Consider the following 23,031-nt stretch of genomic DNA (forward strand, 5'->3'; position numbering starts at 1 on the left):
GGGCGCATGGGGCGAAGAGGGGGGCGTATGGCGGAAGGTCGCGCGCTCAGGCTGCGTCCTGTGCGTATTCCCTCTCCACCGCACCGAGTCGTACGGTGGTTGCTCTGGGTGATCGGGGGATACCGGGTGGAAGTCCACAACCCGGCAGCGCGCTGCTGGGAACTGTCGAGGGAGTACTGGCAGGCAGCGGGTGCCGGGCTGCCGACCGGGCAGCTCTTCGAGCAACTGGTCGAGCACGGACGGCTGGCACTGGCGGCCCGGCGGGAGGCCGGCCCCGGCGCCTTCACCGCGTATACGGAGGCCGACGTCGCAGGGGTGCTGCTCGACGCGTACGGCCGCGAGTTGACGACGCATCAAGCCAAGGGCTGGACATACCAGCAGGTCAGGGCCCACTCAGCGGCCGCCGACGAGTTCACCCCCCTCGTCGGACCGGACAAGCTGCGGCACTACCTGACGGGCAGGGCGCACTACGAGCTGGGGGAGGGCCGGGCCGACGAGGCACTGGCCCTGGTGGACGAGGCCGACCGGCTGCGGTGTGAACCCGCCACCGGCACCATGGCGGACTACGCGCACGGCGACCTGCGCGCGCTGAGGGCCGCGGCCCTGCATCAGCTGTACGACTCGGACACCGCCCTCGACGTCCTGGCTCCGCTGGAAGCCGAGCTCGGCGCTCTCCTTCCGCGGGGGCCGGTGCTCGCCACCGACGACGAGGCGGTGCGCCGCCTCCAGGAGGAGTTCGCACGGCACAGGGACGGCGCGGTGAACCTCGCCCACGCACTGGCGGCCTCCGCCGTCTACCACCAGATCCTGGACACCAAGGCGGGCGCGCTGCGTGACAGCGGCCGCCCGGCGGAGGCCGAGCGGGTCTACCTGACGCTGATGCCGCACTACGCGGCGTCCGGGCTGCCGGAGGTCGGCCACATCCAGTTGGCCCGCGTCGCGCTGGACCAAGGGGCGACGGAACGCGCGCGACAACGCCTCGACCTCGCCGCGCCGCTGTTCGAGGCCCCCTCCGAGAGCGACCGGACGTCGATGCGCGCGCACCTGCGACTGGTCCGCGGCGCGGCGTACTGCCGCATGAGAGCCGAGGTGGCCCGGCGGTCCGGGCACCACCGCGAGGCCCTCACCTGGTGCGACCGGGGCGAGACCTTCCTGGCCGCCCGCCGCGACGACTCCCTCGGCGCGATGCTGCAGACCGAGAGGGCCCGGGCCCAGCGTGCCCTGGGGAACGCGAACCGCGCGGCGCAGGCGTACCAGCAGGCGGCCCACGCCCTCGACCGGGTCCTGCGGATCCCCCTCGGCCACCGCTTCGACACGCTTCATCTGCGGTACCGCAGGCCGGTGTTCGAGGAGGCGCTGGCCGCCGCCGAGGAGACCGGCCGCGCGCGGCTGGCCGCCGTGGTCACCGATCTGCTCAAGGCGCGCGCCTTCTCCGCCCGCCTCTCGCTCGCGCGCTCGGCCGGGCCGGCCGAGTCCGGTGAACGGGACGGTCCGGACCGGGCGCGCTTCACCGAGCTGACCGGGGCGATCAGCCGGGCCGAGGGCCGGGGCCAGCCGGAAGAGGCCCACCGGCTGTACGAGCAGCGGGCCGCGCTGCTCCTCAAGATCCGTGCGGTGGACACCCGCTGGCACCTGATCAGGGACGATCCCCCCTTCGACCCCGCCACGCTCACCGGCTACCTGGCCGCGTACGGAGGCGACGCACCGGGCGGCAGGGGCCGCTGCGTCGCCCTGAGCCTGTACGAACGTCCGGGCGGAGTCCTCGCCCTGCTCGCCACCCCGGACGGCTGCCTGCGGATGGGCACGCGCGCATGGGCCAAAGGCACCCGTCGCGCCCTCGACGCGTACGAGCGCATGCTGGACGAACCGGAACAGGCACCCGAGGAGCTGGACTTCTGGGGCCACCACGGAATCACGCTCGGCGATCTCGTCCCCCAGGCCTTCGCCGACGAGGTCGCCTCCAGCGGCACCTGCCTGCTGTCGCCGCACGGCCGCCTGCACGCCCTGCCCTGGACGGTGGTACGTCACCGGGGCCGCCACCTGGTCCGGGACACCGCCCTCGGCGTCGTCCCCAACCTGGCCTGCGTACCGGCCCTCGACCACCGCCCCGACGCACCGCTCCACGTGGCACTGCTGGGAGTCACCGAGCCGCCCGCAGGCAGCACGCCGATCCCGCAGGTGGGCCAACTGGTGACGGACCTGGCCGAATTCCTGGGGCCCGACCGGCTGTTCGGCGAACCGGCCGTCGGTCCGGCCGCCGATGCCGCCGCCCTGCGGGCCCTGTTGGACTCCGGGCCGCCGCTCCCCGACCGGACGGCCGTGCTGCACATCGCCACGCACGGCATCCGCGACCCGGGGGCGCCCTTCCGCGCAGGCGTGCAGATGGCCGACGGCGAAGTCGAGACGGGTGAGATCCTCATGGGACGCATGTGCTTCGAGGAGGTCGTCCTCACCGCGTGCAGCACCAGCTTTCGCGCGGCGGCCGACCTCAGTGGCGGACACGGGGCGCTCCCCGGACCGCCACCGCGGGCGCCGCGGCCCCTGGTACTCGCCGGAGATGTGGCCAACGCCCTGGTCCATGCCTTCCACGAGGCGGGCGCCGCCTTCGTGCTCGCCAGCCCGGTTCCGGTGCGCGCGAGACTCGCGAGCCACCATTCCCTGACGTGGTTCGCCTACCGGGCTGCGGGCTGCGATCCGCTGGAGGCCGCCCGGCGGGCCGCCGTGGCGCTGCTCGACGCGGACGACGCGCCGCGGCAGGTCGGGAACTGGGCCGGGATCACGGCCTACGGAGCACGATGACCCATGACCCCTGGGGGACGACGATGACGGAGAACACACCGACGCCGGAAGAGGTGGCGCGGACGATGCGCGACCGGTTCGACGCGCGGACCGGACCCGCCCCGGACGCGGTCGACCCGGACGTATCCCCGGACGTATCCAAGCCAGACGTATCCGACCCGGACGCGGCCGACCCGCCGCTGGGCCACTCCAAAGACCACTGGACCCCCGCGGACCGTCCACCCCCGCCGACGAGCCCGCCCCCCGCCCCGCCGCAGCCCGCGTGACCCCGTGCCATCGGGCCTGATCGGACTGGTGGCCCTGCTGTTCGTGGCAGTGCCCGGCCACCTCTACCTGGTGCGCTACGAGCGCCACAGCGTGCGCGAACGACCGGGCGCCGCCCGGGAGATCGCCGAACTCTTCGCGGTGGGCACCTTCGTGACGCTGGCCTCCGTGGCGGGCGTCTTCGTCCTCGCCGAGGCGGTCCCCGGCCTCGCCACGCTCGACGGCACGGCGTCCGGTGCGGCCTACCCGCGCTCGCATCCCTGGCATCTGGCACGCTCCGGCCTCCTGGCCCTCGCCGTCAGCGCGCTCGCCTGCGCCGCGCTGGGGGAGTTCCGCGGCCGCCGCAACGGCGGCACCTGGTCCAACGCGGCGGGAACCGTGTGGTCCGAACTCCTCAAGCCGTCCCGCGGAGAGACCGACCCGCACGTGCAGATCCTGATGGACGACGGCACGCGCGTCCACGGGAGCGGCCATATGGTCTCCGACGAGCGGGACCCCTACTTCCGCGATGTGGCCCTGCACCACCCCATCGTGATCCACACCGAGGGCGAGGAACAGCCGCACGTCTCGGACGCGGACTACGTGATCATCCCCGGCGCCCATATCCGGCTCATCCAGATCACCACCGTACGCGCGGATCGGCACTGACCCCTTGCCGCGCCCTGCCCCGCGACGATCTGTTCCTCCGGTCGCCCCGGCCCGGAACTCGTGGCCGAGGCGGCGACCGTCTCACCGCAGCTGCCGCCGCACCAGTTCATGCAGGCGTCCACCCGTGTCCGCCAACAACGCCGCGGGTGCGCCCTGTTGAACGATGCGTCCCTCTGACATGACGACGACGCGGTCGGCGTCCATGACGGTGGACAGGCGGTGGGCTATCACGACGCGGGTGGCGTCGAGGGCGCGTGTGCTGTCCGTGACCGTGCGCTGGGTCTCGTTGTCGAGGGCGCTCGTCGCCTCGTCGAAGAAGAGGACGCGGGGGCGGCGGATCAGGGCCCCGGCGATCATCAGGCGCTGGCGCTGGCCGCCGGAGACCGCTCCGCCGCCGGAGATCATCGTGTGCAGGCCCATCGGCATGCGCTTGATGTCCTCGGCGAGGCCCGCCATCGCGGCGGCCTCCCACGCCTCCTCCTGCGTGAACGACTCGGCGCCGCAGATGCAGTCCAGGATCGAGCCGGTGAGCGGCTGGGCGTCCTGCAGGACCACGCCGCACTGGCGGCGCACCGCCGACCGGTCGAGGGCCGCCAGGTCCTGCCCGTCGTAGAGCACGCTGCCCGAGACCGGCTCGTCGAAGCCGATCAGGAGGCGCAGCAGTGTCGACTTGCCGCAGCCGCTCGGGCCGACGACGGCGACGAACTCGCCGGGCCGGATCGCCAGGGACACGTCGTCGAGGACCAGGGGGCCGTCGTCGGCGTACCGGAAGGACAGGGAGCGCGCCTCGATCCCGCCCTGGAGCTCGCCCGGCTGGGTGCTCCCGGCGCGCACTTCCGGCACCGCGTCGAGCACCGGCTTGATCTGCTCGAACATCGGGAGCACCGCGGCCGCCGAGAGCAGCGCGCCGGTGAGCTGCGTGACGGAGGTCAGGAGCATCGTCACGGCGGTGCTGAAGGTGAGGAACTCGCCCGCGGTCAGGCTGCCGCGCGCCGGTCCCGCGAGCAGGACGAACATGATGAGCGTGCAGAGCGGCAGGTAGACCGCGTTCAGGACCGTGGTGATGTTCTTGACGCGCCCTGCCCGCCGCTGCAGCTCCCGGCTGCGTGCGAACTCCCCGGCCCATGCGGCGTACGCGAAGCTCTCCGCCCCGGCCACGCGGAGTTTGGGCAGTCCGCGCAAGGTCTGGAAGGCCTGGTTGTTCAGCTTGTTGCCGAGCTCCACCAGGCGTCGTTGCCAGCGCAGTTCGCACAGGCCGAGCGTGAGGAAGACAGCGGCGATGACGGCCGGCATCGCCAGCGCGGCCAGGGCGAGGGGGACGCTGTAGAGCAGGAGGAGCAGCACGTTCATCGCGCCGATCGAGGCGGACTGCAGGGCCACCGGGGCGATGCCTGACAAGACCCGGCGGATCGTGCTGACGCCCATCGCGGCGCTCGCCAGTTCCCCCGTGGAGCGGGCGGCGAAGAAGCGTGTGGGCAGCCTCAGGAGCCGGTCCCAGACCGCCGGTTGGAGCGTGCTCTCCATGCGCCCCTCCATCCGCAGGACGGTGAGGTTCTGGAGCAGCATGAACGCCGCGGAGACCACGCTGGAGACCATGACGGCCAGGGACACCTGGACGATGAGGCTCTTCTCGGCGTTCGGGACGAGGACACCGAGCACCTGCCCGGTCGCGATCGGCACCAGGGCGCCGATCGCGACCGTCACCAGCGAGGCCAGCGCGAGCCTGCGCACGTCCCCGCCACTGCCGCGCAGGCTGAAGCGGGCAAGGCGCCAGGGCGTCAACGCCCGGTCCGGCAACGGGCGGTAGAACATGACCGCCCGCGGTGCGAACTCGTCGGCATTGCCCGCGTCGACGCGGCTGCGCCGCCCGGACGTGGGATGCACCGACTCGTAGCCGCCGCGACGCCACAGCAGCGCGACCGGCGCGCCGCTCGCGGCACGGTGTCCCAGCAGCGGACCGGAGTTCTCGCGCCACCAGCGGCCGTCGAGCCGGACGGCACGCGTACGGATCCGCGCGGCCACCGCGATCTGCTCCACCGGGTCGATCCGGTCGCTCACCGCACCGCTCTCCGCGGCGTCGGCCAGCGTGACGCCCACCGCCTCGGCGACCAGGCGGCACGCCGCGTACGTGGCGTCGTGACCGCCACGGGACCCGGTGGTGCGCGCGCCCCGCCCGCCGGAGCGGCCCATGGAGGCGATCAGTGTCCTGTCGGCCTGCTCGCGGACACTCTCGCCCGCCTTGATGCCGGCGGCCGTTCGGTCCTCGTGGGCCCGCTCCAGACGCTCGATCCAGCGGTCCAGGGCGGCGAGAAGCCGGTACTGCTGGTCGACCATCCGCTGCCACATCGCCGCGTCCACGAGCAGGTCGCCCGCGGCCTGTTCGCTGTAGGCGGCGCCGTACCGCACGCTGCCCGGCGCGACCGGCATCCAGAGGATGTCGTCGTCGGCCACGGCGCCGTCCGCCGCGTCGGGGACGTCGCCCGTGCCGCGGCCGTCGAGCGGCGCCTCGAACAGGACCCGGTGGCCGCGCCCGATGCCGAGCGCGAAGGCGTGCTCCAGGAGGCTCAGCGCCGCGTCCTGGGTGTCGTATCGGCTGGGGTACTGCTGCTCGTGCGGCCAACTCCCGCCGTAGTCCGGCCGGTACAGCTCGCGCAGCGGGATCCGGCGCAGCTCGCAGCCGTGCAGGGGGCGGGCGACGAGGGTGTGCTGGGGGCCCTCGACCGGGCCGAGGAGCAGCGTGCCCGGTTCGATGCGGCCCAGGTAGTGCCAGTGGCCCTGCCGCGCGGCGTCGACGGCGAACAGGTCGAGGGCGCCGGCCTCGACGAGCCACAGCACCTGGGGGCCTTCCAGGTGCGCGCTGCGCAGCCCCGCGCAGTCGACCGGTGCGCCGAGGGCGCCGAAGGCGGCGGCGACCGGGTCGGCCGTCGTGCCGGGGTATCCGTGCTGCCGCGGTGCGGACGTCACCTCAGTGCTCCTTGACCAGGTGGGCGTAGGGGCCGCCGGCGGTGACGAGGTGTTCGTGCCGTCCGCGCTCCACGACCCGGCCGTGGTCGAGCACGACGATCTCGTCGCTGTCGCGCACGGTGCTCAGACGGTGCGCGATGACGACGCAGGCACAGCCGCGGCGGCGCAGATTGTCGATGATGGCCTGTTCGGTCTCGGCGTCGAGCGCGCTGGTCACCTCGTCGAGCACGAGGATGCTGGGGCGCCGGACCAGGGCCCGCGCGATCTCCAGGCGTTGTCGCTGCCCGCCGGAGAAGTTCCGCCCGTCCTGCTCGACCCGGCCGTGGATGCCGCCGGGCCTGCGGGCCACGACCTCGTACAGGCAGGCGTCCCTGAGGGCGGTGACGACGGCGTCGTCGGGGATCGACGGGTCCCAGAGGACGACGTTGTCGCGGACCGTGCCCTCGAAGAGGAAGACGTCCTGGTCGACGAAGGAGACGGAGGCACAGAGCGCGCCGCGCGGAATGTCCTCCAGGCGCTGCCCGTCGATGCGGATGGTGCCTTCCCACGGCCGGTAGAGCCCGGAGAGGAGCCGGGACACGGTCGACTTGCCGCTGCCGGAGCCGCCGACGAGCGCGACCTGCTGCCCCGGGCCGACCGCCAGGGAGAACCCCGTCAGGAGCGGCTTGTCGAGGGGGCTGTAGCCGAAGGTGATGTCGTCGAGGGTGACGTGGCCCTTGAGGCGGCGTGTGCTCGCCGCCGGTTCCGGGCGGGCGTAGAGCGCGTCGACGGGGAAGTTCTCGACGTCCTTGAGGCGGGCAACGTCGGCGGCGAAGTCCTGGACACGGCCCGCGACGCCGTTGAGGCGGGTGAGGGGCGCGGTGAAGCGGGTCACCAGTGCCTGGAAGGCGACGAGCAGCCCGATCGACAGCTGCCCCTCGACGGCACGCAGGCCGCCGATCCACAGGATCAGCGCGCTGTTCAGGGTCGCCAGGGTCGGCGCGACCACACCGAGCCAGGCGCTCGGCACCCCGAGGCGCTGCTGTTCCTCAAGGGTGGTGGCGTGCTGGCCCGCCCAGCGCCGGAAGTATCCGTTCTCGCCCCCGGTCGCCTTCATGGTCTCGATCAACTGGAGGCCGGTGTAGGAGGTGTTGGTGAGCTTGGCGCTGTCGGCGCGCAGCTTCTGGGTGCCCGTGGCGCGCAGCCGGATGACGACGCGCATCGCCACGACGTTGAGCAGGGCGATGCCGACGCCGACGAGGGTGAGCTGCGGATCGTACGTCCACAGCAGGGCCGCGTAGAGGAGGACGACGATGCCGTCGACCCCGGCGGCCGTGAGGTCGCGGGCGAGGGTCTCGGCGACCGCGTCGTTGGACGCCAGGCGCTGCACGAGGTCGGCGGGGCCGCGTTGGGCGTAGAACGTGACGGGCAGGCGCAGCAGATGGCGCAGGAAGCGGGCGCTGCCGAGGGTGGAGGAGATGATGCGGCCGCGCAGCAGGTTCGCCTGTTGCAGCCAGGTCAGCACCACGGTGAGGGCGACCATCGCGCCCATCGACGTGAACAGCGCGCCGAGCAGCGAGGTTTGACGCCCAATCAGGAACAGATCGATGTACGTCCGGCTGAGCGCGGGCAGCGCGGCGCCGACCGCGACGAGCAGCAGGCTGGCCAGGAGCGCGGCGAGCATCGTGCCCGTCGTGCCGCGCAGCCGTGTGGGGAGGGCCTTCATGAGGCCGGGCCTGCGGCCTCCCGGACGGAAGTCCGGGCCCGGTTCGAGGACGAGGACGACTCCGGTGAAGCTGGTGTCGAAGTCCTCGGCGGGCACGAAGCGGCGCCCCTTGTCCGGGTCGTTGACGTACACGCCCCTGCGGCCGAGACGGCGCCCCGTGCCGTCGTAGACGACGTAGTGGTTGAACTCCCAGAAGAGGATCGCGGGCGCCTCGACCTCGGCGAGCGCGGCGGGCTCCATCTGCATGCCCTTGGCGGTGAGGCCGTAACCGCGCGCGGCCTTGAGGACGTTGCTGGCCCGGGAGCCGTCGCGGGAGACGCCGCACGCGATGCGCAGCTCCTCCAGGGGGACGTGCCGTCCGTGGTGGGCGAGGACCATGGCGAGGGCGGCGGCCCCGCACTCCACGGCTTCCATCTGCAGGACGGTGGGCGTACGAACGGTGCGCGGGCGCCTGCGCTTCGGCGCGGCGCGCGGTGCCGCACGGCGTCGTCCGCGCCGCGGGGGTTCTGGGCGGTGTCGGCGACGGCCGCCGGGGGGCGGCAGCGGCTGTTGGTGCGCGGGGGAGGGAAGCGGTGCGGTCACGGAAGCAGCCAATCGATCGGGCGCTGCTCGGCGAGGTGGAAGGCGCCGGTGGCCGGGGTCATGGAGTCGAGTGCGAAGGGGGGACCGCCGGTGGTCGACCAGGCGTAGCCGGACTTGGTGCGCGAGGACTTCTCGAGCCGTACGAGCACGGCGACGGGTGCCCCGTCCTTCGTGAACTGCCCGGCCAGTTCCTTGTCGCCGAGGAAACCGGTGATCTTCTGCCTGCTCTGCGCCGCCCGCCCGACGGCCCGCACCCGGCCGCGGAGCTTTCCGTACTCCTTGGTGGGCACGGACTGGACGGTGAGATCCACCGGGGCGCCGACGGGGACACCGGCCACCCTGTCGGCGGGTACGTAGAGCATCGCGTGGAGCGGGTCGTCGGTGCCCGCCACGCGCTCCAGGGTGGCGACGTCGGCGCCGGTGGTGACCACGGCGCCGATCCTGGCGACGAGTGCGGTCACACGGCCCGCGGTGAGCGCGCGGACGACCTTGTCGCCCCGGTCCGTACGGACTTTCAGTACGGGAGCGCCCGCGGCGAGCCGTTTGCCCTCCTCGGCGAGGACGCGCGTCACCTGACCGGTGACGGGGCTCTGCAGGACGTAGCTGCCCCGGCCGTACGTGAGGATTCCGGGTGCCCGGAGCGTCGAGGAGACCGATCCGGTCACGGCCCAGACGCTCGCGGCGGCCATGACGACGACGGTGACGGCGAGGACGAGCAGGCCCTGCGGGCGGGCGTAGCGCACCGGCACGTCGAGTTCCTCGGGCGACTGCAGCTTGGACAGGGCCTGTTGGCGGAACTGCACGGAACGCTTCCCTTACTGTGCCTGGCCGGTGGCGGCACCGCCCAGCTGGTGCCGTGGCGTCCGTACGCCCCGGAACATGAGGTTCCGGGGCGTACGTGTCAAGCCGTCTCGGTGAGCGGAGGCTCAGAGACCGGCGGTCAGGCCGGAGGCCAGGCCCGTGACGGCGCCGGTGTTCACGCCGGTGACACCCTCGACCGTGCCGACGACGCCGCCGACGACGCCCGAGACCGGGGCGATGGAGTCGACGGTGCCGGTGACGTTGCCCACGACACCGGAGACGAGGCCGCCGGCGACGTTGTCGAGGTCGGCGTCGGAAATCTCGAGGGTCTCGACCTGGGGGACGTTGTTCATGATGTGAGCTGCCCTTCTCATGAGTGGTGCACAGGTGTTTCCAAATCCGCGGAACCTGGGGATTCGAATTCCGCGGCGGCCAGGATCAAAGCATGTTCGCAGCTCGCACATCCAATCGGCCAAGCAACGGTCATCCGCTGCTGCGGCGTTGAATCACTGCTGCGTGCAGGCAGGTTCACCGCGCGGTGGCAGCTCCTTCACAACATTCACAGAAGGAAATGCGGCACCCGGAGCGACTCATTCCAGCAAATCGGACACTCTCCCTCCAAAGAGCGCTCCCCGTGGCCGATGCATGGAAATGCGAGGGGCGTGCGGAGGGAATGACATGACGGGGGTGCGCATTCGATGTGCAGGTTCACTGAAGGCGTGCGCAATCGGGGCCGAAGGGGACACCGGGGGCCGACGGATCCGCACGGCGCCGTGCCGCCCCGGAGGCGGCGCACGGGCGCGACCCCGAAGCGGTAGGCGGCTTCGTGGACCAGTTCGCGGAGCTGATGGTGCACACCGGGCTGCCCCGCATGGCGGCCCGCGTCCTCGCGGCCCTCGTCCACGCCGAAGTCCCGCTGACGGTTCGGCAATGGGCGACCGCGCTCGGCTGGACCGGGGAGTACGTCGCCACCGCGTTGCACGACGCCGAGCAGCACCCGGACATCGCCGATCCGGTGGCCCTGCGCCACGAGGCGCCGGACACGTACGGAGTGGTCGCGAGGCCGGGACGGCTCAGTGCCGCCCAGCGCGCGGCTCTGACCCGGCGCTGACCCCCGCGGCGGCGCGCACGGCAGGGCCGGTCGGCCCTGCCGACGGGCCGGTTCGGCTCTGCCCCGGCGCGGCCGGAGCATGTCAGCGTCAGGATGGGATCCGTCGAGCGAGCGGCTGATCCGGGCAGCGGGCGTGGGCACGACGCCAGGGAGGCCGAACGCCGTGGACGGGACACTGATCGTCGGAGTGGACGGCTCACCGGCGAGCCTGCGGGCCCTCGACTGGGCCGCCGAGGAGGCCGTGCGCGGCCCGTTCGCGCTGCGGATCGTGCACGCGTCGGGCTGGGAGTGGTACGAGGGCCACGAACCGTCGTTCGGCATCAACCGCGAGGCCGTGCGCGCCCAGTCCGACCGCGTCCTCGCGGCCGCCATGGCGCGGGTCGGCGAACGGGCCCACGCGGCCGACGTCACGAGCGAGGTCCTGGACGAGGACCCGGCCGCCGCCCTCATCCGCGAGAGCCGCCGGGTGGCCGGGGTGATCGTCGGCAGCCGGGGGCGCGGCCGCCTCGCCGGACTGCTCCTCGGCTCGGTCAGCCTGTCCGTGGCCGCCCGCGCCTCCTGCCCGGTCACCGTGGTGCGCGGCGGCGAACAGAGCCTGCGCGGCGGGTTCCGGCGGGTCGTCGTCGGCGTCGACGAGTCCGCGGGGGCCGCGGCGGCGGTGGGGTACGCCGTCCGCGCGGCCCAGCGGCGCGACACGGAACTGCTCGCCGTGCACGCCTGGCGCCGCCCCGTGCCCGAGGCGGGCGGCGGGACGTACCCCGTCGGCGCCGCCGACCCGCTCCGGCTGCGCGCGGAACGCGAACTCGACGCGGCCCTGCGGTCCGCGGTACGCGACCACGGCGCCGTCGCCGTGCGCCACGAGGCCGTCGAGGGCCAGGCCCGCGCCGCCCTCCTCGAAGCCTCCGCCACCGCCGACCTGGTCGTGGTCGGCGCCCGCCGCCGCCCCGGTCACGCCGGCCTCCAACTCGGCCCCGTGAACCACACCGTCCTGCACCACGCCGCCTGCCCGGTCACGGTGGTGCCCGATGTCTGAGCGGCGCCCGCGCGGCGCGCGCGCCGGACGTACCAGACGCGCCCGCGCCCGACCTGTCTGAACCGCGCCGCACGTGGAACCCGGCCGCTCACCGGACGCAGACCCGGACGCGCACGACAGAGGCCCGGACCCGCACGAGGCACCTCCGGACACGCACGACGACGCGGACCCGGACACGCGCGGCGCGGACCCGGCCACGAACCCGGACAGAATCGAGGTCAGTCACCTATGGCCAAGGATCACATCGGCGCCCTGGACGCCCACTGGCGCGCCGCCAACTACCTCGCCGCGGGCCAGCTCTACCTGCTCGCCAACCCGCTCCTGACCGAACCGCTGCAACCGCGGCACATCAAGCCCCGCCTCCTCGGCCACTGGGGCACGTCCCCCGGCCTCAACCTGGTCCACACGCACCTGAACCGGCTGATCAAGGAGCGCGACCTCAACACCCTGTGCGTGTGGGGACCCGGCCACGGCGGTCCCGCGATCCTCGCCAACTCCTGGCTCGAGGGCAGCTACACGCAGACGTACCCGGACGTCACCAGGGACGCGGCGGGCATGGAGCGGCTGTTCCGGCAGTTCTCCTTCCCCGGCGGCGTACCCAGCCATGTCGCGCCGGAGACGCCCGGGTCCCTCCACGAGGGCGGCGAACTCGGCTACTCCCTCGCGCACGCCTACGGCGCCGCCTTCGACAACCCGGACCTACTCGTGGCCTGTGTCATCGGGGACGGCGAGGCCGAGACCGGGCCGCTGGCCGGCTCCTGGCACTCGGGCCGGTTCCTCGACCCCGTGCACGACGGCGCGGTCCTGCCGATCCTGCACCTGAACGGCTACAAGATCGCCAACCCGGCGCTCCTGGCCCGCATCCCCGAGGCCGAACTCGACGCCCTGCTGCGCGGCTACGGCCACGAGCCCCTGCACGTCACCGGCGACGACCCGCGAACCGTCCACCGCGACCTCGCCGCCGCCCTCGACCGGGCCGTCGACCGCGTCACCGCCATCCAGCGGGAGGCGCGCTCCACGGGCAGGCGCGGGCGCCGCCCGGCGTGGCCGATGATCGTCCTGCGCACGCCCAAGGGGTGGACCGGGCCCGCGCACGTCGACGGCGAACCGGTCGAGGGCACCTGGCGCGCGCACCAAGTGCCGCTCGCGGGCGTGCGCGGGAACACCGAGCACCTGCGCCAACTGGAGGCCTGGCTGCGCTCCTACCGCCCCGAGGAGCTGTTCGACGCCGAGGGCCGCCCCACCCCGAAGGTCCTGGCCTGCGTGCCCCAGGGCGACCGACGCCTGGGCTCGACGCCGCACGCCAACGGCGGCCTGCTCACCCGCACCCTGCCGCTGCGCCCCCTGGAGGACTTCGCGGTCGCCGTCGACAAGCCCGGCACCGCCCTGCACGAGCCCGCCCGGGTCCTCGGCGGGATGCTCGCCAAGGTCATGGCCGACACCGCCGAGCGGCGTGACTTCCGTGTCGTCGGCCCCGACGAGACGGAGTCGAACCGGCTCGGCGCCCTGTTCACCGCCACCGGCAAGGCCTGGCAGTCCGAGACGCTGCCCACCGACGAACACCTCGCCACCGACGGCCGCGTCATGGAGGTGCTGTCCGAACACCTCTGCCAGGGCTGGCTCGAGGGCTATCTCCTCACCGGCCGCCACGGCCTGTTCTCCTGCTACGAGGCGTTCGTGCACATCGTCGACTCCATGGTCAACCAGCACATCAAGTGGCTTCGGACATCGCGGCAGTTGGCGTGGCGCGCGCCCATCCCCTCCCTCAACTACCTGCTGACCTCGCACGTCTGGCGCCAGGACCACAACGGCTTCTCCCACCAGGACCCCGGCTTCGTCGACCACGTCCTCAACAAGAGCCCCGAGGTCGTACGCGTCTACCTGCCGCCGGACGCCAACACCCTGCTGTCCGTCGCCGAACACGCCCTGCTCAGCCGGGACTACGTGAACGTGATCGTCGCGGGCAAGCAGCCCTGCTTCGACTGGCTGACCCTGGACGCGGCCCGCGCCCACTGCGCGCGCGGCGCGGGCGTGTGGGAGTGGGCGGGCACCGACGACGGCCTGCGCGACCCCGACGTCGTGCTGGCCTGCGCGGGCGACGTCCCCACTCTGGAAGTCCTCGCGGCCGCCGCCCTGTTGCGCGAACACCGGCCCGAACTCGCCGTGCGCGTCGTCAACGTCGTCGACATCGCCCGGCTGTTGCCGCGCGAGGAACACCCGCACGGCATGGCGGACTTCGAGTACGACGCCCTGTTCACCCGCGACAAGCCGGTGATCTTCGCTTACCACGGCTACCCGTGGCTGATCCACCGCCTCACCTACCGCCGCACCGGCCACGGCCGCCTCCATGTGCGCGGCTACAAGGAGGCGGGCACGACCACCACGCCCTTCGACATGGTCGTACGCAACGACCTCGACCGGTACCGCCTGGTCATGGACGTCATCGACCGCGTCCCCACCCTGTCCGTCCGCGCCACGGCCCTGCGCCAGCTGATGGCCGACCAGCGCACCCGCCACCACGCCTGGATCCGCGAGCACGGCACCGACCTGCCCGAGGTCGCGGACTGGTCGTGGCCGTACTGACCCGCCCCCGGTCCGCAATCGAGCAGCGCTTGAACCACCCGAACAGCATTGGACCGCACACCCGCCGAGGCCCCCCATGAATCGCCACCGCACGTCATCCCGCCCCTGCCCGACGTCCCGCACCCGCCTCGCCGCCGGTGACCGCACGCGCGCGGTCACCGCGGGCATCGACGGCACCCTCGCCGGCATGGACGCCGCCGACTGGGCGGCCCGTGAGGCACTGCGCCTCGGTGTGCCACTGCGGCTGCTGCACGTCGTGGCCGATCCCGACCACCGGTCGCGGATACGCCGGGCAGGCCCCGCCGACCGGGCGCGCGGCGTCCTCGACCGGGCGGCGATCACCCTGGCGTACGTCCACCCGGCGCTGCGGATCCACGCCCAGCAGCCCTCGGGGCCGACGGCCGCCGCCCTGCTCGCGGCGGCAGCCGACGCCGAGACGCTGGTCCTCGGCTCCCGGGGGCTGCCCGGGGTCGGCGGCTTCCTGGTCGGCTCGGTCGCCTCGGTGGTGGCCGCCCGCGCGGAACGGCCGGTCGTGCTCGTCCGGGCCGGGGAGTGCCCCGAGGACTCCCATGTCCTGGACGCCGACGGCGGACCCTCGCGCGGCACGCCGTACCGGCCGGTCGTCCTCGCCCTCGATCTGCCGCTCCCCGGCGAGGAGTTGCTCGGATACGCCTTCGAGGCGGCGGCCGTCCGCGGCGCCCCCCTGCACGTGGTGCACGTGTGGACCGTGCCGCCGCTCGACGCCTACGCCCCCGGCCAGGCGGTCCCCGACGTGCTCGCCGGGCGCGAGGAGGACGCGCGCCGCGATGTGGCGGCGGCGCTCCTGCCGTGGCGCCTCGCCTACCCCGCCACGGAGGTCGTCGAGCGCGTCCGGTTCGGGCGCACGGGGCACCACTTGCTGAAGGCCGCGACGGGCGCCTCGCTCCTGGTCGTCGGCCGCCGTGTGCAGGCCGGACCGCGCCTGGGCAGAACGGCGCACTCCGTCGTCCGCCACGTGGCCTGCCCCATCGCGGTGGTGCCGTACGGCTGACGGGGTGACGGCCGCTGGGGGGACGTATGGCTGACGATCTGTCAGCCTGCGCCAGATGTCTATCAAAATCATGAAAAGTGCTTCAGGCTGAAGGGCCTGGAGCCGCCGCCCATCCACCGGGGCCGGCGGCGTTCCGCGCGTTCGGGGTGGTGCTCCCCGGATGCCGAGGGGGGAGGCACCCGATGGGGGACACCTATCTGGTCAGGAAGCTGGAGAAGCTCGCGGCGAGTCTGGAGCGGCTTGCGCTGCCCGCCGACTCGCCCGTGCTCGTCGACCGGATCGACCAGCTGAAGCACGTCCTCGAGCGAATGCGGCACACCACCGCCGGCGAGGTCAGGATCGTGGCCCTCGGGGCCAACTCCTCGATGAAGTCCACCACGTTGCGTCTGCTCCTCGGACGCCACGACATCCTTTCCGTGGGCCCGGGCGCGGTCAGCGCGGTCTCCACGGAGCTGCGGCTCGTCCAGGACGAGGGCCCCCTGGGCCCGCCCGAGTACAAAGTCGTGACGCTCACCGAGGAGGGCGCCCGCCGCCGGGCCCGCCGACTGCTCGACCTGGACGAGGACGACTCCCGGAGCCTGGAGGAGCTGAGCCGGACCGTGCATCCGCACGTCGGTCTCGTCCAGGAGATGCTGGAGGCCGTGGACCGGCTCGGCTACGGCTCGACCATGACCATGGAGGAACTCGCCGCCCGCGACGGCACCCTCACCTTCAGCGCCGGGCGGGGCAGCCCGCTCATCGCCCGGGTCAGCGCGCGCCTGCGCGTCCCGGCCGAGGTGTGGCCGCTGGACTGGGCGGCGGGCCGGTCCGTGGTGATCGTCGACACCCCCGGCACCCGCCAGGGCGGTCCGCTGGAGGACGTCGTCATCGCCGAGACGCAGAGCCGCGCGCACATCGCCCTGCTCACCGTGGCCTGCGGCGGCGGCACCCAGTTCACGACACCGCGCACCGCGCCCGACCCGCACTGCGTCTTCGTCGCAACCCGCCTGGACGCCGTCGACAACCCGAGCAACGCCAACTCCCTGGGCGTCCTGGAGACGTCCATCGCCTCCATGGTGCGTGACATCGGCGCACACGGACGGCCCGGACGCGAGACCCGCGTCGCCGCCGTCAGCGGCCCCTGGGCCGCGGCCGACGAGGCCGCCTGGCACGCCTTCGACCCGGACAACCCGCACATCTGGAAGAGCACCCAGCCCGCGCGCGAGCAGTGGCGCGCCGCCCCCTGGGACCCGTCCGGGGCGACCGGCGGCCAACTGCGCGTCGCCGTCGAGGGCGCCCTCGCCGACGGCGGCGTCGGCCGTCTGCGCGCACTCATCGCCGAACTCGCCGACAAGGACACCGCGCACGTCGACTCGCAGGAGTTCGAGCAGCTCATCGAGGACGGCATCCGGCTGCTCAAGGAGGCGGGCGGGCACGTCCCCGTCGCCGGGAAGCTCAAGCTCCAGGAGGCGGCGGCCCGCGACGACGCCCGCCCCATCGCCGACCTGCGGCGCATCGCCAGGGAACAGGCCGACACCGCCGTGTACGCGGCCGACGCCTGGTCGCAGGTGCGGCTCGCCCTGGAACCGACCGGCACCGGGGGCAGGACGGGCGGCGACGCGCTCCAGCCGCTGCGCGGACTCGACATCGGCGGCCTCGCCGCGGCCGCCGTCGACGGGACCCGGGCCGAGCTGACCGACGCCCTCGCGGGCTGGTGGGCCTCGCACACCCGCGAGGACTTCGCCGACCGGGCGCCGTGGGCCGGGCTCACCGCGCCGCCCGGAGGCGACGCGCACGACGGCCCGCGGCAGCTGCGCGCGGACGCCGACGCCGAGGAGGTCGCGCAGATCGACACCATGGCCGGGCGCCTCCTCGACCAGCTGGCGGGGCGGCGCGGAGGTGTTCAAGGGTCCGCGTACCGCCCGGGGGCGCGGCTGTACTTCCGGCAGGTCGCCCGGGTCCGCGAGGAGCTGGCCCGGCTCCTGGAACGGCGGCTGATCGACAAGTTCGAACCCGCCGTCGTCCAGACCCAGAAGGCCCTCGGTGAACTCCTCGTCCAGCAGCGGCTCGCGCTCGTGAGCGCCACCGGACCGCTCGCCGTGCTCAACCAGATCGGGGCCGAGCTGCAGCAACTGTCGACGGCGAGGGCGGGACGTGCCTGATGACCGGCCGTCGCTGGAGCTCTACGGCCGGTCGGACAGCACCGGCCTCGCGCTGCGGCGCGGCACCGTTCCAGGGCGCATAGAGCGCGTCGACGTGCTGGACGGCTCGGCCGTCGTCAGCACGACGACCTTCACACCGCCCGTCGACGGCGCGGCGGCTGACGCCGACCTCGTCCTCACCCCGTGGCGGCGCAGGCCCGGCGCGCCGACGGTCGTCGTCCACTACCGCCGCCACCAACCGGAGTCCCGCGTCCCCGCGCCGTCGGCGCGCGGCAGCTTCCGGCTCGACCCGGACCAGATCGGAGACCGTCCCATGCCCCAGGCCACGCCCGACGGCAGCCCCGCGCAGACACAGGGCCCCGACCTCATCGGCGCCTTCTTCGACTTCGGCACCAGCCGCGCCGTGTGCGGTGTGTTCGACCGCCGCCGGGTGCGCGGCAGCGACGCCGCGCTGCCCGCCGCCGGTGTGGAACGTGCCAGGAGCCTGCTGCCGGTCCAACTGTTCGCCACCGACGAATCGCCGGACCCGGCGCAGGAGATCGAGGACCGCACCGCCGGCATCCCCCGGGCCCGGGGCGAGGCCTGGCGCGAGATCTTCGGCTGCGCGCCCCTGGACGTGCACCACGTCAGCCACACCAAGCCCCGCACCAGCGATCTGGTCGTGACCGGCGACAGCGTCGACTTCGCGTCCGACGCCACCGGCGAGCGCGTCCGGGGCGCCAAGCGCCATCTGGCCGACCTGGAGCACGAGGTGCCGGGCACCGAGCTGAGCGGCCGGGAGCTCTTCCGCCGGGTGTACGCGCGGTTCGCCGAGCTGGTGGCCGCCGAGCTGGAACTGCCGCGTGCCATCGGTTCGTTGAGCGTCACCTTCCCCACCAAACTGCCGCCGGACAAGCGCGACGAGCTGCTCGACGTGCTGCGCACCCTCGCGCCCAAGGTGGAGATGAACATCGACGAGGCCGTCGCCGCCGCCGGGTTCGCGATGATGAAGCGGCTCGGCGCGGACTTCCTGCTCGGCGTCGAGGCGTTCACGCTGAACGCCCGCTGCCCCGAGGGCGGCCGGGCCTGGGAGCAGCCGCGCGAGTGGGCGAAGGCCCGCGCCTGGCACGAGAACCTGCTGGTCATCGACGTCGGCGGGGGCACCACCGACTGCGCCCTGATCAAGGTGACCATTGTGGACGCGACCCCGGCCGCCGCCGGGGACAGCCCCGGCCGGTTCTACAAACTCCAGCCGCAGGTCCTGGCCTCGGGCGGACGGCTCAATCTCGGCGGGGACCGCCTCACCGCCCAGCTCTTCACGCTGCTGCGCGGCAAGCTCGGGATCATGGCCGGTGACACCCGGTTCCAGGGCGTGGAACAGGCCCTGCTCCGCAAACAGAGGTTCCACGCCCTGTGGGAGGCCGCCGAAGCGGTGAAACGGCAGGGGCTCCGGAGGGAGAACCCGGCGACGGTCAGGGTCTGTGCCGCCGCCCCGGGCGGCGCCGCACCGGACTCCGGTGCCGTCCCCTTCGTCTGGCCGGTGTCCCCGGACGGTGCGGCACCCGCCGAGCCGTCCGTCGCGGAGGCGACTGTCACCGCCGACGAACTCGGCGAGCAGGTGCGCGACCTCGTCGCGGAGATCGCCTGGCTGGCCGGGGGCATCGCCCGCGGTGGCCTCGACGTGTCGGGCGGCGGTCACGAGAGCGTCGACCGGGTGCTGTTCTCCGGCGGCTCCATGCAGTCGGCGGCGTTGCGTCGCGGCATCGAGGACGCACTGCGCCGCCGCTTCGAGAGCGACCAGCTCGCGCCCACCTTCGAGGTCGAGTTCGACGCGGAGTTCGCGAAGACCGGGACCGCGGTGGGCGGCGTGTACCTGGACGCGGTGGCCGACCTCAGCCCGGACGCCGACGACCCCCAGGTCATCCCCGAACTGCTGAGCGGCATCTCCTACTTGGACGTCGACGCCAGCCGCCTGTACGTGAACCTGGCGGCCGACTTCCACCTCCGCAAGGGTTCCCAGGAGACGTACGAGGAACCGGTGTTCAGCCGGGGCCAGCGCCTCGAACTGGAACCCGGCGGCCGGGCCTACGCCGAGGGCCGCTCCACCTACCCGGTGCGCGCCGTACTCGCCGTGCACCGCTACGACGTCTCCGACGACGACGGCGGCCGCGACGCCGACTCGCTGTGGGCGACCCACACGATGCTGCAGGAGGAGGCGAACCAACTCGCCGCCGCGGGCGTCAACGTTCGCTTCGAGATCGACCAGGAGGAGCGCATCACACTCCTGCTGTGCAAGGGGACACCGGGCTGGCTGCTCGAAGGCGCCCCGGTCGACACCACCGACGTGCCCCACGGCCTGGTCGCCCCGCCGGAGCACGAGGGCGCGTCCGCCACCCTGCGCTACTCGCTCTACCAGGAGGTGTACCAGGTCGGCGTGGGCCTGCGGGAGCGGGAGCCGCTGGCCTTCGCGGGCGATGAGGTCCCGGCGGGCGGGCTGTTGCTGCATGTGGCCGCGCGGCGCATCACGCTGTACTGGGGGCTGCCCAGTGCGGGGACGAGTACGGGCCGGGAGTCCGGTGCGGGGGCGGACACGGGGACCGGGGTGGAACAGGACGCCGGGCCGGGCCCGGCACGCGCCGACGACCCGTCACGCCGGGAGTTCGGGACCCTCGCCGATGTGCCCGAGGGGTACGTCTGGGTGTCCCTCGACGCCACGGGCGCGCTCCGCTTCCACAAGGAACGGCCCCGCCGCCGCACCGTGGCCGCGCCCCTCGACCTGATCGACGCCGCACCCGGCGAAGTCTTCGAGGAGGTCATGAAGTCGGGCCTGTACTACGACGAGAGCAAGGACCCGTTCAGTGGCACCCTCTGACGCCGTGAAACCCGCCGAAGGCGCCCGGCCCGACGAGGCCCGCACCCCGGGCAGCGGCCCCGGCAGCGTCCCTGGAGCCGACCCGGGCCGCCTCCACGAGAGCGGCCCCGAAGCCACCCCCGGCCCCGACGACCACCTGGTCCACGCACTCTGCGACGACCTCGCCACCGTCCTGCGCACCCCCGTCGACCCCGACGACCTGCACCCCCGCCACGACGGGGCGGCGGCGCCGCTGCTGGGCCTGGTGGGAGTGGCCGCCGCGGGACCGCGCCAGGTCGCCTGCCGACTGCTCGCCGAATGGGTGCGGGCCGGCACGGCCGAGCGCGGCGAACAGCCCGAGCTGTGGGGCCCATCGGCGGTCGACATCGCCACCCTCCGGCTCGGCGGGGAGCGGCTGCTGCCCGGCCTGACCCTCACCCCGCTGCCGGACGGCCTCGCGCCGCGCGAGGCCGTCGAACGCCTGCTGCCGACCGTCGCGGAACTCCTAGGCGCCATGCGCCGGGTGGCCCTCGTCGACCGCACCCAGGCCACCACCGTGCCGGGCTGGTCGGCCCGGCTGCGGCTGCTCGCCGAGTGCGACGCGCTCGGCCCGGCCGCCGCGGCCACCGGCGACCCGGGCGCCTGGGTGATCGCCGCCCACCACCTGGCCGCGTCGGCGTTCGTGCCCGAGGCCGCCGAGGGCAGCGTCTGGGCGCAGCTGATGGCGGCGGTGCGGGGGCACGCCGTGCGCGCGCTCGCCGAACTGGGCGAGGCCAGGGAGGGCGAGGGCGAGCTGGACCGCAGGGGCTCCGCCGACTTCGCCGCGCTCGTCGACATGGAGCGCAGCGTGACCCTCGACGGGTATCCGGCGCGCTCCGGCAACGTCCTGCAAGTCGTACGGCTGCCGCGGGAACGGGCCGGACGGATGGAGAAGGCCCTGGTGCTGCTCGCCCCGAGGAGCGGCGGATGAACGTGCTGCCGCTCTACGTACTCGCCGACAGGTCCGGGTCCATGGCCGAGACCGCCGGGTCCGCCACCGCGATCGAGGTGGTGAACACCGTGCTGCGCGAACTCCTCGCGCGGCTCGCGAAGGACCCCACGATCCGCCGGGCGGTCCGGCTCTCGGTGATCTCCTTCGCCGAGGACGCCCGCGTGGACCTGCCGCTCACCAGCCTGTCGTCGACGACGGCCGTGCCCGACCTGGAGGCCTCCGGGCCGACGTCGTTCGCGAGGGTCTTCGAGGCCACCGCGCACACCGTCGCGCACGACCTGGCCGCGCTCGGCCCCGCGGCGCGCCCGCCGCTGGTGTTCATGCTCACCGACGGCCGCCCCACCGCCCACCGCGACCGCGCCGGGGGCTGGTACGCGGAGCATCAGGCGCTCCTGGCCAGCGCGGGCCAGGAGCGGCGGGTCCTGCTCGTGCCCTACGGCTACGGCCGCGTCGACCCCCGCACCCTCGCGTCGATCGCCGCCGACCCGAGCGCCGCGTACCTCGCGGGCCGCAGCGACTCGCCCGCGCAGGCCATCGAGCGCTTCGCCGAGCTGGTCTTCGGCTCCGTGGCGCGCAGCGTGGCGATGGACTCCGAGCAGGTCGTGCCGCCGCCGGGGACGGTGCGGCCCTACGTCGAGGACTACTGACCATGTCCGACTTCCCGGCTGTCGACGCCATGGACCGACCCTGGTACGAGCCCCCGCTGTTCACCGGCGACGCGGAGGCGGCCCTGCCGCTGCTCGCGTACGACGGCGGGCAGGCGGGCGCGGTCACGGTGCGGGCGGGCGCGGCGGCCGCGGAGACCTGCCGTCCCCGTGACAACTGCAACGACGCCTTCGCCCTGTGGTCCGACGCGGCGACCGGCATCTGCTTCCTGGCCGTCGCGGACGGCGTGGGCCGCTCGGAGGACGCGGGCCGCGCCGCCCGCGCCGCCGCCCGGGTGGCGGTGAAGGCGTTCCGCGCGCAGTGGCTCGCGGCGCCGGATCCCTCCGGCGACCATCTGGCGGACCGGGTGCGCGAGACGGTCGCCGACGTGGCGGTCACCCTCGACTCACTGTCCCGGCGGCGCACGGGCGGCGGGCACGAGCACGGCGAGTACCGCACGACGCTCGTCGTGGCGGCACTGCCGACCCGGATTCCGCCGGGCGGCGGCGTCGCGGCAGTGGTCGCCCGCGTCGGGGACTCCACCGCGTGGCGGCTGCGCCCCGGCTTCCTCGCGCCCGTCTTCCCCGGCCGGGCCGAGGACCTCACGCCCACGGCCGCCCTGCCCGGCAACTACGCGGCGCTGCAGATCCAGGTCCTCGACCTCGGCGACGGCGAGGTACTGGCCCTCACCACCGACGGGCTGGCGCGCGACGGCCGCGACGAGCAGGTGCGGGCCTTCCTGGGGCGGCTCTGGGCGACCCCGCCGACCCCGCTGGAGTTCCTCGGCTCGCTGGCCGTGCGGCGCAACGACCGCAGTGACGACCGGGCCGCCGCGGTCGCCTGGCTCGGCCACTACGAGGCGGCGCCCGACGGCACGTTCGGCTCCGGCGCGGGGTGAGGGCCG

At 73.8% G+C, this 23,031-nt stretch carries 15 protein-coding genes and 1 pseudogene; 12 read left to right on the forward strand and 4 right to left on the reverse strand.

Going from position 1 to position 23,031, the window contains the following annotated elements:
* The first annotated feature begins 126 nt into the window (after nt 1-126).
* The 3 genes from ACZ6BG_RS16505 to ACZ6BG_RS16515 are packed head-to-tail and all read left to right on the forward strand — an operon-like array spanning nt 127 to nt 3,711.
* Nucleotides 127-2,799 (forward strand): CHAT domain-containing protein, encoded by a 2,673-nt coding sequence (locus tag ACZ6BG_RS16505; RefSeq protein ID WP_469001481.1) that lies wholly within the window; start codon nt 127-129, stop codon nt 2,797-2,799.
* Entirely contained in the window at nt 2,796-3,065 is a 270-nt protein-coding gene (locus ACZ6BG_RS16510) for a hypothetical protein (protein ID WP_469001484.1), read from the forward strand. Before ACZ6BG_RS16505 ends, ACZ6BG_RS16510 begins: the two co-directional genes overlap by 4 nt.
* Before the next feature lie 4 nt (nt 3,066-3,069).
* Nucleotides 3,070-3,711: a DUF6338 family protein gene (locus tag ACZ6BG_RS16515; RefSeq protein ID WP_469001487.1), complete on the forward strand. Its 642-nt coding sequence runs from the start codon at nt 3,070-3,072 to the stop codon at nt 3,709-3,711.
* An 81-nt stretch (nt 3,712-3,792) separates the two neighbouring features.
* On the opposite strand, the gene ACZ6BG_RS16520 is transcribed toward ACZ6BG_RS16515, so the two are convergent.
* The 4 genes from ACZ6BG_RS16520 to ACZ6BG_RS16535 form a co-directional block, all read right to left on the reverse strand.
* Complete coding sequence (locus tag ACZ6BG_RS16520) at nt 3,793-6,675, reverse strand: NHLP bacteriocin export ABC transporter permease/ATPase subunit (RefSeq protein ID WP_469001489.1); 2,883 nt, start codon at nt 6,673-6,675, stop codon at nt 3,793-3,795.
* A 1-nt stretch (nt 6,676) separates the two neighbouring features.
* Nucleotides 6,677-8,962, reverse strand: coding sequence for an NHLP family bacteriocin export ABC transporter peptidase/permease/ATPase subunit (locus tag ACZ6BG_RS16525; protein WP_469001493.1), 2,286 nt, complete (start codon nt 8,960-8,962; stop codon nt 6,677-6,679).
* Nucleotides 8,959-9,765, reverse strand: a complete 807-nt coding sequence (locus tag ACZ6BG_RS16530) for a biotin/lipoyl-containing protein (protein WP_469001495.1) — start codon at nt 9,763-9,765, stop codon at nt 8,959-8,961. The genes ACZ6BG_RS16525 and ACZ6BG_RS16530 overlap by 4 nt, the downstream gene beginning before the upstream one ends.
* Before the next feature lie 123 nt (nt 9,766-9,888).
* Nucleotides 9,889-10,116, reverse strand: a complete 228-nt coding sequence (locus tag ACZ6BG_RS16535) for a type A2 lantipeptide (RefSeq protein WP_468458214.1) — start codon at nt 10,114-10,116, stop codon at nt 9,889-9,891.
* Nucleotides 10,117-10,589: 473 nt separating this feature from the next.
* On the opposite strand from ACZ6BG_RS16535, the gene ACZ6BG_RS16540 reads away from it, so the two are divergent.
* The 9 genes and pseudogenes from ACZ6BG_RS16540 (at nt 10,590) to ACZ6BG_RS16580 (ending at nt 23,025) form a co-directional block, all read left to right on the forward strand.
* Nucleotides 10,590-10,874, forward strand: coding sequence for a hypothetical protein (locus ACZ6BG_RS16540; RefSeq protein WP_469001500.1), 285 nt, complete (start codon nt 10,590-10,592; stop codon nt 10,872-10,874).
* A gap of 163 nt (nt 10,875-11,037) precedes the next feature.
* On the forward strand, nt 11,038-11,907 hold the full coding sequence (locus tag ACZ6BG_RS16545) for a universal stress protein (RefSeq protein WP_469001503.1): 870 nt from the start codon (nt 11,038-11,040) through the stop codon (nt 11,905-11,907).
* Nucleotides 11,908-12,132: 225 nt separating this feature from the next.
* Nucleotides 12,133-14,490: pseudogene (locus tag ACZ6BG_RS16550) on the forward strand (phosphoketolase family protein); the annotation flags it as partial.
* Between the two features lie 76 nt (nt 14,491-14,566).
* Complete coding sequence (locus ACZ6BG_RS16555; RefSeq protein WP_469001505.1) at nt 14,567-15,520, forward strand: universal stress protein; 954 nt, start codon at nt 14,567-14,569, stop codon at nt 15,518-15,520.
* A 182-nt stretch (nt 15,521-15,702) separates the two neighbouring features.
* Nucleotides 15,703-17,661, forward strand: a complete 1,959-nt coding sequence (locus ACZ6BG_RS16560) for a hypothetical protein (RefSeq protein ID WP_469001509.1) — start codon at nt 15,703-15,705, stop codon at nt 17,659-17,661.
* Nucleotides 17,654-20,512, forward strand: coding sequence for a hypothetical protein (locus ACZ6BG_RS16565; RefSeq protein WP_469001513.1), 2,859 nt, complete (start codon nt 17,654-17,656; stop codon nt 20,510-20,512). Before ACZ6BG_RS16560 ends, ACZ6BG_RS16565 begins: the two co-directional genes overlap by 8 nt.
* Entirely contained in the window at nt 20,499-21,461 is a 963-nt protein-coding gene (locus ACZ6BG_RS16570) for a hypothetical protein (RefSeq protein ID WP_469001517.1), read from the forward strand. Before ACZ6BG_RS16565 ends, ACZ6BG_RS16570 begins: the two co-directional genes overlap by 14 nt.
* Nucleotides 21,458-22,129: a vWA domain-containing protein gene (locus ACZ6BG_RS16575; RefSeq protein ID WP_469001520.1), complete on the forward strand. Its 672-nt coding sequence runs from the start codon at nt 21,458-21,460 to the stop codon at nt 22,127-22,129. Before ACZ6BG_RS16570 ends, ACZ6BG_RS16575 begins: the two co-directional genes overlap by 4 nt.
* Nucleotides 22,130-22,131: 2 nt before the next feature.
* Nucleotides 22,132-23,025: a protein phosphatase 2C domain-containing protein gene (locus tag ACZ6BG_RS16580; RefSeq protein WP_469001524.1), complete on the forward strand. Its 894-nt coding sequence runs from the start codon at nt 22,132-22,134 to the stop codon at nt 23,023-23,025.
* Nucleotides 23,026-23,031: the final 6 nt, after the last annotated feature.

This window comes from Streptomyces sp. NPDC041205 (genome assembly GCF_055591765.1).

What these genes read in the sequence shown, in the direction of transcription:
- ACZ6BG_RS16510 (WP_469001484.1), top strand. Translation starts at nt 2,796, where the DNA reads ATGACCCATGACCCCTGGGGGACGACGATGACGGAGAACACACCGACG.
- ACZ6BG_RS16535 (WP_468458214.1), bottom strand. Translation starts at nt 10,116, where the DNA reads ATGAACAACGTCCCCCAGGTCGAGACCCTCGAGATTTCCGACGCCGAC.
- ACZ6BG_RS16555 (WP_469001505.1), top strand. Translation starts at nt 14,567, where the DNA reads ATGAATCGCCACCGCACGTCATCCCGCCCCTGCCCGACGTCCCGCACC.
- ACZ6BG_RS16560 (WP_469001509.1), top strand. Translation starts at nt 15,703, where the DNA reads ATGGGGGACACCTATCTGGTCAGGAAGCTGGAGAAGCTCGCGGCGAGT.
- ACZ6BG_RS16575 (WP_469001520.1), top strand. Translation starts at nt 21,458, where the DNA reads ATGAACGTGCTGCCGCTCTACGTACTCGCCGACAGGTCCGGGTCCATG.
- ACZ6BG_RS16580 (WP_469001524.1), top strand. Translation starts at nt 22,132, where the DNA reads ATGTCCGACTTCCCGGCTGTCGACGCCATGGACCGACCCTGGTACGAG.